This is a genomic window from Romboutsia sp. (assembly GCF_051659545.1).
In the GTDB taxonomy this organism is placed as follows: Bacteria; Bacillota; Clostridia; order Peptostreptococcales; family Peptostreptococcaceae; genus JBOFOR01.
In genome coordinates this window covers 15384-29793 of record NZ_JBOFOR010000062.1, presented here as the reverse complement: position 1 = coordinate 29793, position 14410 = coordinate 15384, and the positions used below count along the sequence as shown (strand labels likewise).

13 protein-coding genes are annotated in these 14410 nt (G+C 28.4%); 1 reads left to right on the top strand and 12 read right to left on the bottom strand.

What is annotated here, in order from left to right:
• Window positions 1-64 precede the first annotated feature (64 nt).
• From ACRC03_RS03540 to queG, 7 genes are all read right to left on the bottom strand, one after another.
• Window positions 65-1117, bottom strand: coding sequence for a BMP family lipoprotein (locus ACRC03_RS03540; protein ID WP_438651172.1), 1053 nt, complete (start codon window positions 1115-1117; stop codon window positions 65-67).
• A gap of 287 nt (window positions 1118-1404) precedes the next feature.
• The gene (locus ACRC03_RS03535) at window positions 1405-2250 is read right to left on the bottom strand and encodes a DegV family protein (protein ID WP_438651171.1); all 846 of its coding nucleotides are present in this window, start codon (window positions 2248-2250) and stop codon (window positions 1405-1407) included.
• 45 nt (window positions 2251-2295) lie between these two features.
• Window positions 2296-2766 (bottom strand): tRNA (uridine(34)/cytosine(34)/5-carboxymethylaminomethyluridine(34)-2'-O)-methyltransferase TrmL, encoded by a 471-nt coding sequence (gene trmL / locus ACRC03_RS03530; protein WP_438651170.1) that lies wholly within the window; start codon window positions 2764-2766, stop codon window positions 2296-2298.
• Window positions 2767-2917: 151 nt separating this feature from the next.
• On the bottom strand, window positions 2918-4294 hold the full coding sequence (locus tag ACRC03_RS03525; RefSeq protein WP_438651169.1) for a VanW family protein: 1377 nt from the start codon (window positions 4292-4294) through the stop codon (window positions 2918-2920).
• Window positions 4260-4904 (bottom strand): endonuclease III, encoded by a 645-nt coding sequence (nth, locus tag ACRC03_RS03520; RefSeq protein ID WP_438651168.1) that lies wholly within the window; start codon window positions 4902-4904, stop codon window positions 4260-4262. Before nth ends, ACRC03_RS03525 begins: the two co-directional genes overlap by 35 nt.
• Window positions 4905-5069: 165 nt before the next feature.
• Window positions 5070-7346 (bottom strand): Lon protease family protein, encoded by a 2277-nt coding sequence (locus ACRC03_RS03515; protein ID WP_438651167.1) that lies wholly within the window; start codon window positions 7344-7346, stop codon window positions 5070-5072.
• Between the two features lie 158 nt (window positions 7347-7504).
• Window positions 7505-8410 carry a tRNA epoxyqueuosine(34) reductase QueG gene (gene queG / locus ACRC03_RS03510; protein WP_438651166.1) on the bottom strand — a complete coding sequence of 302 codons (906 nt, stop codon included), beginning with the start codon at window positions 8408-8410 and terminating at the stop codon, window positions 7505-7507.
• Between the two features lie 64 nt (window positions 8411-8474).
• Here queG and ACRC03_RS03505 point away from each other — a divergent pair, with 64 nt between their 5' ends.
• Window positions 8475-8879, top strand: coding sequence for a RusA family crossover junction endodeoxyribonuclease (locus ACRC03_RS03505; protein ID WP_438651165.1), 405 nt, complete (start codon window positions 8475-8477; stop codon window positions 8877-8879).
• 107 nt (window positions 8880-8986) lie between these two features.
• On the opposite strand, the gene ACRC03_RS03500 is transcribed toward ACRC03_RS03505, so the two are convergent.
• The 5 genes from ACRC03_RS03500 to ACRC03_RS03480 form a co-directional block, all read right to left on the bottom strand.
• A complete protein-coding gene (locus tag ACRC03_RS03500) occupies window positions 8987-9982 on the bottom strand; it encodes an aldo/keto reductase (protein ID WP_438651164.1) in 996 nt (331 codons plus the stop codon).
• 87 nt (window positions 9983-10069) lie between these two features.
• Entirely contained in the window at window positions 10070-10906 is an 837-nt protein-coding gene (locus tag ACRC03_RS03495) for a deoxyribonuclease IV (RefSeq protein WP_438651163.1), read from the bottom strand.
• Between the two features lie 78 nt (window positions 10907-10984).
• The gene (locus ACRC03_RS03490) at window positions 10985-11554 is read right to left on the bottom strand and encodes an ArsR/SmtB family transcription factor (RefSeq protein ID WP_438651161.1); all 570 of its coding nucleotides are present in this window, start codon (window positions 11552-11554) and stop codon (window positions 10985-10987) included.
• Window positions 11555-11635: 81 nt separating this feature from the next.
• Window positions 11636-12553, bottom strand: coding sequence for a glutaminase A (gene glsA, locus ACRC03_RS03485; RefSeq protein WP_438651160.1), 918 nt, complete (start codon window positions 12551-12553; stop codon window positions 11636-11638).
• Between the two features lie 186 nt (window positions 12554-12739).
• Window positions 12740-14407: a nucleoside kinase gene (locus ACRC03_RS03480; RefSeq protein WP_438651159.1), complete on the bottom strand. Its 1668-nt coding sequence runs from the start codon at window positions 14405-14407 to the stop codon at window positions 12740-12742.
• Window positions 14408-14410: the final 3 nt, after the last annotated feature.

The following is a 14410-nucleotide window of genomic DNA, read 5'->3' as shown; positions in this document are numbered from 1 at the left end:
TGTTTCTATTCATATCTCTAATGTAAAAAGGACTATCCTATTAATAGGATAGTCCTTTAATTCTTTATTTCTTTAATTCTTTATATTCTTTTTCATTTTGAGGAACTTTTATTTCACCTTTTTTAATCTTTTCAGCTTGTTCTTCAACATACTTTAATACATCTGGTGGTACATTTTCGCTTGTAGTTGGAGCTATACCAACTCCGCCCATTTCTAATGTATTAGTTACTACTTCTCCACCTTTGTACTCACCTTTTATAAGTTGCTCACCAGCTTTGAATACTGCTACATCTATATTCTTCATAGCTGAAGTTATTATATTATCTGGAGCTAAAGCATTTTGGTCTAAGTCAACACCTATAGCTTTTTTGTTGTTTTCTTTAGCAGCTTCTATAGCACCTATTCCAACAGCTCCTGCTGCCGAGAATATTACATCTCCACCTTTAGAGTGCATTTGGTTAGCTATTGATTTTCCTAAAGCTTGGTCAGTAAAACTATTTGCATATTGAACCATTACTTCTGTACCTGGTTTTGCAGCTTCAACACCAGCTCTAAATCCATAGTCAAATCTGTCTATAACTTCACCTGATATTCCACCTATAAATCCAACTTTACCAGTTTCAGTCATTCTACCAGCTATTAATCCAGTTAAGTAAGCTGACACATTATCTTCAAATACTAAAGATGTTACATTTTCAGGGTTTCCACCGTTACATACTGCATCTATAAGGATGAATTGCTTTTCAGGGTAATTTTTAGCTGCTTCTGCTATAGCTGGCTCTAATTTAAACCCTACACCTATTATTAAATCTTTTTCATCATCTACAAAAGTCTCTATGTTTGGAACATAGTCAGCATCTTGCTTAGATTCTAAGTATTGTACGTCTACTTTTTCTGCACCGTATTCCTTTTTAAGGTCTTCTAATCCCTTCCATGCAGATTGGTTAAAGCTTTCGTCATTTACTCCCCCAACGTCAGTAACCATACCTATTTTGAATTGCTTTACATCATCTTTTTTGTCTGGTTCTTCAGTTGATGGCTTTGAGCTACATCCAACTAATATGCTGGCACTCATAACAGTAGCTAATCCTACTGCTAAAAACTTTTTAAGTTTCATAAATATCCTCCTAATAGTACAATCAAATTTAATATGTAATAATGATTCTTATTTTATTTTACACTATTTTTTTCTTTAATTCTATATAAATTTGTGTAACGTTTAAATTTATTTCGTGTATAATTTTTTTTATAATTTGCTTATATATTGGCTTTTATTTATGTGTGTGACATACTATTTAGCCATTTAACGCTTTTTTTTATATTTTGTATACACCTTTTCTTAATTTAGTAAATAAAAAAAGTCTTCTACTTAAATTTTATTAAGGAAGACTCTATTTATATTTATTATTTTTTTACCCATACTATTCCTGTTAATCCAGGCCCTGCATGAGAACCTACACAAGTTCCAATTTGGAAGTATAGTATATCTTTAGGGTTAAATTCTTCTTTAACTACTTGAGTTAATATTTCTCTTTCTTTAAAGTCATCGCTATAGCCTATGCATATAGTATCTTCACTAAAATCTGTTCCGCTATTTTCTTTTATTATTTCTACCATTTTAGCTATAACATTTTTCTTACCTCTGACTTGGCATACTTGAGAAACTAATCCTTCTTTCATATCCAATATAGGTTTTATATTTAATATGCTTCCTATTGCAGCCTTTGTAGAAGATATCCTTCCACCTTTTTGTAAGTATTCTAAAGTATCTACAGAAAACAATACTTGAGTTTTTTCTCTTAGTTCGTGTATTTCGTCCATTATTTGTTCTATGTTTTTACCTTCTTTAACTAACTGAGCAGCTTTTACCACTAATATTCCTATTACATAAGAAAATGCTTTAGAGTCATATGTATATATTTCACCTTCTGTGTCATTTTTAGCTATAACTGCACTTTGGTACGTACCTGTAGCTACAGATGAACCAGCTATATATAATACAGCTCTACCTTCATTAACATACTTTTTAAATACTTCTTTAAATTGAGCATATGTAGCTTGAGAAGTTTTTGGATATGCATTTGTTTCTCTAAGTATTCTATAAAATTCATCATTAGATAAATCTATACCATCTTTATATTCTTTTCCGTCTAATATAACTGTTAATGGTACTACTTCTATATCGTATTTATCTATTAAATCTTTCGGTATATCCGATAAACTATCACATATTATTTTTAAATCTCTCATTTAAAATATACTCCCCTTCTTAAACTATCTTTAGATTAAATAGAATTACCTCATATTAGGGTATTCTAATTGTCTTAACGCTTCATATACCACTATAGCCACTGAGTTTGATAAATTCAGCGATCTAGCTTTTTCAATATTTATCATAGGTATTCTTATACCTGTTTCTAAGTTTTCTTTTATTAGTGTTTCAGGTAATCCTTTTGTTTCCTTGCCAAATACTATAAATGAATTTTCTACAAATTCTACATCTGAATGTGATTGGTTTACTTTAGTTGTTGAATAGAAGAATTTTCCTTGTGGATTTTTTTCTAAAACTTCTTCAAAACTATCATAATACTGTATGTTTGCTAAATCCCAGTAATCAAGACCACTTCTTTTTAAATATTTATCTTCTAATGAAAAACCTAACGGTCTAACCAAGTGTAGCGTTGTTCCTGTAGCTGCACATGTTCTTATTATATTTCCCGTATTTTGAGGTATCTCTGGTTCTACTAAGACTACATTTAATGACATGTCTGTCCTCCTTATTTTTGTCTCAACTTTAATTATAACAGAAAATATATCACTTAAAAACTTACTTTATTAAAGTTATTATTATATGTAGATATAAGGATTAAAGTATTTTAATTATTTATAAAATATTTTAATCCTTATGTTATAGATCCTAAATAACTTGAGTATCCATATTATTTTTTATTCCTCTTTCTTTGGTTCCATGTATTATAATTTCATCCAACGGAGGATAATAGCTTTCATTTATAAACTCTTTTATCTTATCTCCTTCACCATTGTATATCCTAAAAGTATTTACTTTATATCCAACTCTTCCTTTTTGAAAAACTTTACTTTCTCCTACATAAAGTTTATTGCTATTTTTAACTTTTACTTTATTGGGCATTTTTTTTGTTATATATGTTGTTACCTCTATATTCTTTTTATCTTCTTTATTTCCATAAATAGTTGAAATTATTCTATTTCCCTTAATTTCATTATGAATAAGTATAGGTGAATTAAAATTATTTTTAAATCTAAAATCAACATCTCCAGTTGAAACAGTAGCATCTCTTCCTTTTGAGACATATGCACTTGGTATACTATGATTTTTAACTTTTGTTATTTGTAATCCCGAATAAAGTGATGCATTATAAATGGTACTTGAAACTTGACAAATGCCTCCACCTAAACCGTCTTTAAGTTTTCCATTTACAATTACTGGTGCCTTTTTGAATTCACTAATTATAGTATTATCATTTACATATTTATTAAAAGAAAATTCTTGAGATTTATTTACTATTACATCATTGGTTGCTTTTGCCGCTACTCTTATATTGTTTACTCTATTTTGTAATTTTGCATTAAAGTGTGTTTCATAGCTTCCTAATATTGTATCTATTTTGACTACATCACTGTATAAGTATTGTGGGTTTAGATGATTTATAGGAATTTCATTCTCTGTGCTATATATAGCTTCTATTTTTGATATTATTATTCCTTTAAGTTTGTATTCATCTATTTCAATTCCATAACTTTCTTTTTCATACTTTAACAAATTATTTTCTACTTTTATAGTAGCATCTATAGGTGTTTTATTTATTTCTTGTTTTATATAAGATATATAATTTTCTAGTTTATTATTATCATAAGCATAGTTTAGATCAACTTTACACGATTTTCCCATTTTTAAATTCATTCTAGTCTTAATATTAGAAAGTACATCTTCACTTCTCCCTACGCTATACGCTTTTTTAATGCTTTCATCTATTTTGTAGTAAACGCCTATTTCATTAAGTTTTAAGTTGTACACTCTATCTGCTAAGTTTAAATTAAATTGATTATTTTTATTTATTACTTCCTCTAGCTTGTTCTTTGCTTCTACCTTCGTAAGATTTGATACATCAATATTTTTAATGTAAATATTTTTATATATCTTCTCTTCTTTATTTTTAGCTTGTACTAAATTAAGATTCCCTAAAAAAAAGATTCCTACCAATAACACTACTATAACATTATGTCTTTTCACTGCCGTCATTCCCTTCTTCATAGTAATTGCAATCGTTTTTTATAGGACAATTGTTGCATTCGGGTTTTCTAGCTTTACATATCCTCCTTCCATGAAAAATTAAAATGTGATGAGCATGAGACCATCTGCTTTTAGGTACAGCTTTCATAAGCTCAAATTCGGTTTTTTCTGGAGTATCTGATTTAACTATACCTACTCTATTTGCAACTCTAAATACATGTGTATCAACAGCAATTGCATCTTGATTAAACGCATTACTTAATACTACATTTGCAGTTTTTCTTCCAACTCCAGGTAATTTAATTAAATCTTCCATTGTTTCTGGCACTTCGCCTTCATAATCACGACAAATCTGGTGAGCTGTTTGTTTTATTTTTTGTGATTTACTTTTATATAATCCACAACTTTTTATAAAACTACTTATTTCTTCCTCACTTAAATTATCAAATTGATTCGGAGTATTATATTTTTCAAATAACTCTGATGTAACTTTATTTACTCTAACATCAGTACATTGGGCCGATAGTATAGTTGCTACTAAAAGTTCAAATGGCGTAGTATAATCTAACTCACATTTTGCATCTGGGTAAGTTTCCTCTAATATATCTAATATTTTGTTAACATTTTTCACTATTATTCCCCCTTTAAGAATTTTCCTTTGTTAATTATATTATTTATCATATTCATCAATATATAACAAACTATTATATATTTTATTTTTTATTTTAAAAAAAGAGCAAAAACTTTTTTAGTTTTTACTCCTTATAAAATGTACCCTTTTTATTGTTTTGTAAAACTACTTTTTACTATTATTTTGCAGATTACTGAATTCTCTTAATCTGTCTATCGTCATTCTTTTTATTTCCTCAAATTTTAAGTCAGTCAATATTTCTATAGCTTCTTCTACTCTTTCAACTGTATATATGTGGAATTTACCTTCTTTAATAGCGTTAGTAATTTCATCTGATAAGACTAAGTTTCTACTATTATTTTTAGGAATTATTACGCCTTGACTATCACTTATCCCTATTTTATTACAGGCTGAGTAAAATCCTTCTATTTTTTCAGTAATTCCTCCTACTACTTGAATTTCCCCTTTTTGATTCATAGATCCAGTAACTGCTATATTTTGCTTAAGAGGTATATTACTTAATGATGATAATAATGCATATAACTCTGCTCCTGTTGCACTATCTCCATCCACTCCACCATAGTTCTGTTCAAAACAAACATATGCATTTAATGATAATGGGAATTCCTGTGCAAAGTTTTCACTTAAATATCCTCCTAATATTAAAACGCCTTTACTGTGTATTGGACCACTCATCTCAACTTCTCTTTCTATATTTACTATTCCTTTACTTCCTGGACTTGTTGTAACTGTTATTCTAGATGGTCTACCAAAAGAATATTCTCCTGTATTTAAAACTGATAATCCATTTATAACTCCTACCCTTTGACCTTTAGTTTCTATAAGAGTAAATCCATTTTCTAAAGACTCATTCATTTTACATTCTATTCTGCTTACTCGTTTTCTTCTTTCGCTTATTGCTTTTTTAACATCTTCTTTATCCACATATTCAACTTCTCTAAGCTCAGCATATGCATTTCCTTCTAGTACAATCTCCATAATTTTATTAAATTGAGTTGATAATTTATATTTATCCCCTGCAATTCTACAACTAAGTTTAACTACTTCTTGCACTGCATCATAAGTAAAATGTTTTATTTTATTTTTATTGCATTGGAAAGCTATAAATTTTGCTATACCATCTTCGTTAATTTCATTTTTATCCATTTCATTGTCAAAGTCTACAAAAACTTTAAAATATTTACTAAAATCAGGGTCGTAATTATACAATAGATTGTACATATAATTACTTCCTATTAATATTACCTTCATATTTATGGACATGTTTTGAGGCTTTATTGAAGTTTGAGTATCAACACCTATTTTCCTTGATTGTATGGCTCTTTTTAACATATCCCAAGACAAAGGATACCTTAAAAGTTGATCTACATATAAAACTAAGTATCCTCCATTTGCTTTATGAACTGCACCTGGAATTAATTTTGTGAAATCTGTTTTTATATTTCCATTATTGTAATCAAATTCAGCTTTCCCAAATAAATTTGCTGGACTTGGGTTTATTTCTACTATTACAGGGGCAGGAGACTTTTCTTTATCTATACCATTGTCTACAAATAAATTTACTTTATATTTTACAAATAAGTCTTTATCATATTTTTCTTTTAACTCCTCCTCATCCATATAAAATAAATATACATACTCTAATATATCTTCTCTCATATTTTTAAGGTGTGTTTGAACTTTTTCATATTGGCTATACTTTTCGGCTAAAATTTGTATATGTGGATCTATTATAAATTTAGCTACTTCTTCTTCTAACTCTAAAAGTGCTTCTTTCGCTGCATCTTCCAAATCTCTTATTTTATATACTACCTGTATTGCCATATTTTCTAATTCTCTTTTTACTTTGTAAAATTCTTCATCACTAGCATCTTCATTTTCTTTTTCTTTTTCTTGTTCTTTTCCTTCTTCTTGTTCTTTTTCATCTTTTATAGGTATGAATACCATTCCAACTTTACTATTTTTTAGTTTGAATCCTTTTTCTTCACCATATTTTTTTATTTTCTTTAGTAGAACATCTTTTTCTCTCTCATAATCTTCAATTAATTGATTTTTTCCTAACTCAAAATCTTCACTTTCAAAAGCGTCTTTTAATTCATCTGCTAAAGTTTCAATTAACTTTTCAATATCTTTTTTAAATACCTTTCCCAATCCCTTTTCTAAATCTATTATTACTGGTTCTCTAGTATTTTCAAAATTATAAACATAACACCAATCTTTATGTGTGCTTTTTTTCAAAGCATATTTTTTTAAAGCTTTCATAGCATACGTAGTTTTACCTGTTCCAGAGTCTCCCGCTAAGTACATGTTATATGCTGGATTATCAACTTTTAATCCCATTTCCATAGCAGTTATAGCTCTTTCTTGACCTAGTATACTTTCTAGAGGTTCTATTTCAGATGTGTTGTTGTAAATTAGCATAAACCTCCCCCCTTCTTTTTTATACATTCTATGTTTTTAGGCTTGTAAATGTTAATTTATCTATTATTAATTTTATTCATCATCCCTCTGCATATTACTTAAACATTTATTTAATATGGTTAACTACTATATTTTCCAAAAAAAAAGCCTTCAGATTGCTAATCCTCAGGCTCTTCTAAAATCAATTCTAAATTCCTTTTTATTATGTTTTTTCCTCTCCAACTAAATGCTCTATCTCCATATTTTTTTTTAAATTCTTTGTTAGATATTTCATTTATCTCTTCATATTCTAATTTGGTGATTATGTTGTTTTTAAATTCATCTATATTTGTTTTTATTATATTTTTATTATGTGGGCATACATCTTGACATATATCACAACCAAATATTTTTTTATTTTCTTTTAGAGCTTCTATTTCATCATTATCTAAATCTCCCTTTTTTTGAGTTATATACGACAAACATCTCTTTGGATTCATTTCAAAATTTCCTAAAAGAGCATTTCCCGGACAATATTCTACACACTTACCACATTTTATACAGGTTTTGGGTAAAGGTTCATCCGCATTAAATTCATAATTATTTATTATGTACCCTATAAAGACGTATGAACCATAATCATCAGTTATTATATTGTTATTTAATCCGAAGTATCCTACGCCTGCACTATACGCTAAATATCTATCTACTAAAGGTCCATTATCTACAAATATTTTATATTCAAAACCATCTATCCTTTGAATTAAGTGATTTGATATTTCTTCCATTATACTTTTAGCAACAATGTGATAATCTTTTCCGTAGCAATATTTTGATAAATTACTCTCTTCGTCTTCTCCTATATAGTAAGGAAAAGCACACACTATTATAGATTTAGCATTTCTCATTATATTTTTAGGATTAACCCTATTTTCTAATATAGGTTCCTCCATTCCCGTTGTATGACCATTTGATAATCTACGTTTTATTATAGTTTCTAAAGTATGGTTTATTTTCACTCCACATATTCCTACATATTTTAAACCTATAGATGCACAAAAATCTTTTAATTCTTCTTTCTTCATAAAATATCCTTTCTTTAAACTTATATTAGCTTTATAATAACTAATGTATAAGGATGGTGATAATTTGATTAAACTAACAATACCAGGTAGACCTATAAGTAAATCTAATTTTAAGCTTCATAATATTCACGGACAAGCATGGATGCCTTCTACAGGTAAACATTCAAAATATTTAGCCTATGAAAATATGATTGCAGGTTTTATAAATCAACAGTATTTAGGAGATACTATTGAGGAAAATTTAATAACAGTACTTAAATTGTATTTTCCTAATAAGGTTATGGGCGATCTTCATAACTATCCTAAAAGTATTTGTGATGGCATAGAAAAAAGCGGAATAATAAAAAATGATAAGCAACTTAAACCTGTATTATTATTTGATTTTATAGATAAAGATAATCCACGTGTAGAAATAGAACTTTATCCAGTATCTCAGTTCAATGTATCCTATAATATTTCTAAAAAATAATATTTTTAAAATATTACGAACTATACAATTTTTTACTATTAAAAAGAGAACTAACATATTTGTAAGTTCTCTTTATTATTTTCTATTTTATATTCTATAATTCTTATTTAGTCTAGCTTTTCTGATACTTGTTTTAGCATGTCCCTTATTGGAAGTTCATATGGACATTTTTTTTCACATAAACCACATTCTACGCAGTCTTTAGCTTTTACATCTAATGCCGCATATCTCTCTTTTGACCATTCTTTTAAGTTATATCTTGTGTAATACCCTTCTAATAAAAAGTTTACCGGTATGTTTATACCAAGTGGGCAAGGCAAGCAGTATTCACATCTTCTACAAAATCTCTTTCCTAAAGTTTCTTTAATCTTGTCTATTTTCATTTCATCTTCTTTAGTTAATTCTAGATTTTTGATAACTTCTGTATTTTCTTTAACTTGCTCTACACTTTCCATGCCTGGTATAACTACATCTATATAGTTTTTTGATAAGATATATTTTATAGCTAAGGTCGCGTCATCTATAGCTCCTCCCGCTAAAGGTTTCATTACTATTATTCCAATTCCTTTTCCACTCGCTTTTTTGAAAACTTCATCAGCTTGATTTTCTACTATATTGTATGGAAACTGTATAGTCACAAACTTATCATCTTCTACTGCTTTTTCTATGGTATCTAAGCTATGGCTAGTTATTCCAATGTATTTTATCTTACCTTCTTGCTGCGCTTCTAATAAAGCTTTATAAGCCATTCCATCTTCTAATACTTTATTATATTCCTCTACCTTAACATTATGAAGTTGATATAAATCAATATAATCTGTGTTTAAATTTTTCAAACTTATTTCTATATCTTTCTTCATACCTTCATAGTCTCTAGACATACTTTTTGTTGCAATAAAAAATTCATTCCTTCTACCTTTTAGTGCATTTCCTATGTACTCTTCACTTATAGTGTATCCTCTAGCTGTGTCTATAAAGTTAACACCTGATTTTTCTAATTGGTCTATTACCATATTAGTATCTTCTTGCGTTATTCTTTGAATTGGTATTCCACCAAATCCAACTCTATTAACTTTCATTTCAGTTTTCCCAAGTAATCTCATTTTTTACCACCTAAATTTATAATGTATTTTTCTACCTCTATTTATTATAAATTCAATTTACCAGTTAATTCAAGTTTTGTCTTTAATTTATTTATCAAATAGTATTTTCTTTATCATTTCTATTTCTTCTTTATGGCCTTCATCCTCTAAAGGAGTTTCTAAGAAAAATGGCAATGAAGCAATTTTAGGATGTGCCATAAACTTTACAATAGCATCTAATCCGATTTCTCCTCCTCCAATTACAGAATGTCTATCTTTATTAGCTCCAAAAGGCATCATACTGTCATTTAAGTGTACAACTTTTAATTTATCAAGACCTATTATTCTATCAAAGTCTTCAAGTACTCCTTCTAAATTGTTAACTATATCATATCCTGCTGAAAATATATGACAAGTATCTAAACATATACCCATTCTTTCTTTATAATCTACTTTATCTATTATTTGTTTCAATTGTTCAAAGTTGTAACCTATTTCAGTTCCTTTTCCTGACATCGTTTCTAAAAGTATCATTATATTTTCATTGCCTGTTATAGCTTCATTTAAAGCATTAGCTATTCTATCTATTCCTGCTTCTATACCTCCACCTACATGACTACCTGGATGAAAGCATAAGTATTCTACACCTAAAGAATCCATTCTTTTGATATCTTCCTTTATTACCATCTTACCAAACTCGTATACTTCTTCTTTGTTTCCACCTAAGTTCATAGTATAAGGCGCATGAGCTAAAAGCGGCCCTAAATTATTTTCTTCTCTAATTTCTTGAAATTTCTGTATATCTTTTTCGTCAAATTCTTTAGCGTTTCCTCCTCTTGGATTTCTACTAAAAAATTGAAAAGTATTTGCTCCTATATTAACAGCTGTCTTAGCAGCATTTGTAAATCCCTTAGCTATGGAAATGTGTGGTCCTATTACTATCATTGTGACTCCTCCTAATAAAATTTAATTACTTTTAATTATACCCAAAAAAATAAGTATCAACAATGTTGATACTTATTTTTATATACTACACTCTTGCTTTTGCGCTATTGGTACGGAAACAATTGCTATATCATACTTTATATCATTTTCTTGTTCTACTCTCTTACTTAAAATTTCTTGCACTTTTATGTTAATTTCATTGTTGAGTTCTACTAATTCACTTTGAGTAAGATAAACATCATGGTAATCAAGTATATTTTCACTTTCTAAAAGATCCTCTTCCGCTGCTTGATAAAATAGTTCGACTATATCTTCAAATTTAGATATACATAATTCCTGTTTTTCCTCTTGGCTATTATTTAAAGAAAAGTTAATTACACTTTTTGCTATAACTATATTTTTTGCCTTTGGATAATAATATTTTTCTACAATGCCCGACTTTATCTTTTCCTCTACTAATTCTAAAATTCCTACCTTGTAAAGTGTCTTTATATGATAGTTAATTTTAGCATGAGGCTCATCTAATAATTGTGATAATTGCTTAGCTGACAATGGTGATTTGTCAAATGTTTTCAATATGTCTATTCTTCTTGGATGTGCAATTGCCTTTATGCACTCCAAATCTCTAAGCACAAGTACTTCTTTCATTCCCCCACCCCTACAAAAAAATTATTTTATTGTAATTTAATTATATATGAACTACTTGAAATTGTCAAAAAATTCTATATTTTAAAAAATATTTAATTTATATCTATGAGAAAGTTCTTCTAATACTTTAACTCCTGCTATACTATTGCCTTTTTTGTCTAAAGCTGGCCCATATACTCCAATACCCATAGAGTTAGGAACTGAAGCCATTATGCCACCTCCAACTCCTGATTTAGCCGGTATTCCCACCTTTATAGCAAATTCGCCTGATGAGTCGTACATACCACAAGTTATCATAAATGTCTTCACCATTCTAGAAACACGTTCACTTAATAATCTCTCATTATTTTCTATATTTACTCCGTACATTGCAAGATTTATTCCTATTCTTGCTAAATCAACTACGTCTACTTCAATAGAGCATTGTTTAAAATACAAATCTAGAATTTCTTCTACATTACCTTGAACAAATCCATCATTTTTTAATAAATATGCCATTGCTCTATTTCTATCACCAGTTGTTTTTTCTGATTTATATACTTCATAGTTTATATCTAATGTATCATTGTTAGCTAGTTTCCTAAAAAACTTTAACATTCTTTCTTCTTTTTCTTCAACGCTAGCTCCTTTTATAAGAGATGTAGTTACAATTGCTCCTGCATTTATCATTGGATTGCTTGGCTTTTTACTATCATTAGTTTCTAATTTCATTATTGAGTTAAATGGATCTCCACTTGGCTCCATTCCTACTTTAGAAAAAACATACGACCAATCATTATCCATCAATGCCATTGCAAGTACTATTGGCTTAGAGATACTTTGTATTGTAAATTTTGTATCACAATTACCAGCTTTATAAATATTGTTATCTTTGTCAATTATACATATGCCTAGGTCATCTCTCTTAGCATTTTTTAACTCCGGTATATAACTAGCAACCTGTCCATAATTTGTATATTTTCTATTTAAATTTAATATTTCTTTTAACGTTTTTTCCATATTTGCCTCCTTATTAGTTATAATTCCAATTTTATAGTTTTCTATAATAAAAATTTACTTTACTTAAACCAAACTTAACCGAAACACTTTAAGTTCTATGTACACAAAATGTTTTATTTTCTATAGGTTTTGTAAAAATATAAAAAGCCCTATATATATTAATATCAGGACTTTTTGTGTGAAGAATTAATCTACTATCTTACTTCCACCTATAAATTCTCTTAATATAGATGTAGATGGTATATCTGAAACATCTTTTAACTCAACAAAATACTGTAAAAATTTTAATATTCTATTTGCCTCTATATACGCTTCACTGTCTTTTTCAATTTCTTCTAACAATGGTTTAGCATAAGTTTTTAATACTGCTAGTTCATAGACGCAAGCTGAGTTAAATATAATGTCTGCTTCCTCTTGATAAGGGAATATATTTTTCTTTTCTCCCCTTCTTACTGAGTCCCATTGCATAATAGTACGTTCTGCACTATAACCTCTAAAGTTATAGTCTCTAACCATTCTTCTTATAAGTCTTAAATCCGTAGTTGGTATTCTATTGTGGTCATCTAAATTTATTTGCGTAAGAGCGCTTATATATATTTTAAATTTATCTTCATCTTTTATAGATGATGTAAGCATTGGATTTAAACCATGTATACCTTCTAATATTATAGGTTGATGTTCTTTAATTTTAAGTTTTCTTCCTGTTTCTTCTCTTATCCCTATTTTAAAATTGAATTTAGGTAAACTTATTTCTTCACCATCTAATAATTTCTTTAGGTCAGAGTTAAATCTTTCTAAATCTATAGCATATATTGATTCAAAATCTGGCTTACCAAATTCATCTAAAGGAGTATCGTCTCTATCTACAAAATAGTCATCTAAAGATATAGATACTGGATTTAAGTTGTTAACTCTAAGATGTATAGACAATCTATGAGCAAAGCTTGTTTTTCCTGATGAAGATGGTGCTGCTATTAGTATTACCCTTTTTTCTTGCTCTTTAATTATATCTGCAATCTGAGAAAGCTTCTTTTCATGTAAAGCTTCTACAGTTCTTATAATATCTCCATACTCATCATTTTCTATCATATAATTTAATGTAGTAACTTTATCTATCCCGATAAGCTTTGACCATTTTTCTGCTTCAAGATATACATTCGATAGTTTTGGTTGAGGAACAAATTCTGTTGGTATTTCTCTGTTACTTTCATTAGGACCTAATATAACTGCTCCATTATTATACAACTTTATGTCAAATGTTTTAATATGTCCTGTTGATGGCAACATATATCCATAAAAATGATCTATGTGGTTATTACATTTATAAATTTTTACATCAGTATACTCTTTATACTTTAGTAACTCTGCCTTTTCATCCATACCATAGCTTTCAAATATATCTATAGCTTCTTCCTTAGTAGTAGAGATTTTATCTATTTTATAATTATTATTTATTATCTCTACCATTTTTTCTTTAATTAATTTTATATCTGCATCTTCTAATTTTCTATCAATATGAACTTCACAATATAAACCATTTGATAGAGAATGTTCAATTGTAACCCTACATTCACTAAATAGCTCTTTACATGCTATTATAAATATAAATGACATAGTTCTAAAGTAAACCCTTGAGCCATCTGCATTGGTTGTATCTAAAAATTTTATTCGACAATCTTTAGGTACTTCATAGCTTAATTCTCTTAATTTGTTATCTATAATCCCAAGAGTTATATATCCTTTGTATTCATTAGATACATCCTTTACTATGTCTTCTAATGTTAGTTGGGAATTTTCATCTTCTAAATGATACTTTTTTACACTTCCATTTATTTCTATATTCATATTCCTCATGTT

Excerpts from the sequence above, each read along its gene's own strand:
- ACRC03_RS03525 (WP_438651169.1), bottom strand. The coding sequence starts at position 4,294 with ATGAAGAAGGGAATGACGGCAGTGAAAAGACATAATGTTATAGTAGTG.
- ACRC03_RS03515 (WP_438651167.1), bottom strand. The coding sequence starts at position 7,346 with ATGCTAATTTACAACAACACATCTGAAATAGAACCTCTAGAAAGTATA.
- ACRC03_RS03495 (WP_438651163.1), bottom strand. The coding sequence starts at position 10,906 with ATGATAGTAATAGGACCACACATTTCCATAGCTAAGGGATTTACAAAT.
- ACRC03_RS03480 (WP_438651159.1), bottom strand. The coding sequence starts at position 14,407 with ATGAGGAATATGAATATAGAAATAAATGGAAGTGTAAAAAAGTATCAT.
- ACRC03_RS03500 (WP_438651164.1), bottom strand. The coding sequence starts at position 9,982 with ATGAGATTACTTGGGAAAACTGAAATGAAAGTTAATAGAGTTGGATTT.
- trmL (WP_438651170.1), bottom strand. The coding sequence starts at position 2,766 with ATGTCATTAAATGTAGTCTTAGTAGAACCAGAGATACCTCAAAATACG.
- ACRC03_RS03535 (WP_438651171.1), bottom strand. The coding sequence starts at position 2,250 with ATGAGAGATTTAAAAATAATATGTGATAGTTTATCGGATATACCGAAA.
- ACRC03_RS03540 (WP_438651172.1), bottom strand. The coding sequence starts at position 1,117 with ATGAAACTTAAAAAGTTTTTAGCAGTAGGATTAGCTACTGTTATGAGT.
- glsA (WP_438651160.1), bottom strand. The coding sequence starts at position 12,553 with ATGGAAAAAACGTTAAAAGAAATATTAAATTTAAATAGAAAATATACA.
- ACRC03_RS03490 (WP_438651161.1), bottom strand. The coding sequence starts at position 11,554 with ATGAAAGAAGTACTTGTGCTTAGAGATTTGGAGTGCATAAAGGCAATT.
- queG (WP_438651166.1), bottom strand. The coding sequence starts at position 8,410 with ATGAAGAAAGAAGAATTAAAAGATTTTTGTGCATCTATAGGTTTAAAA.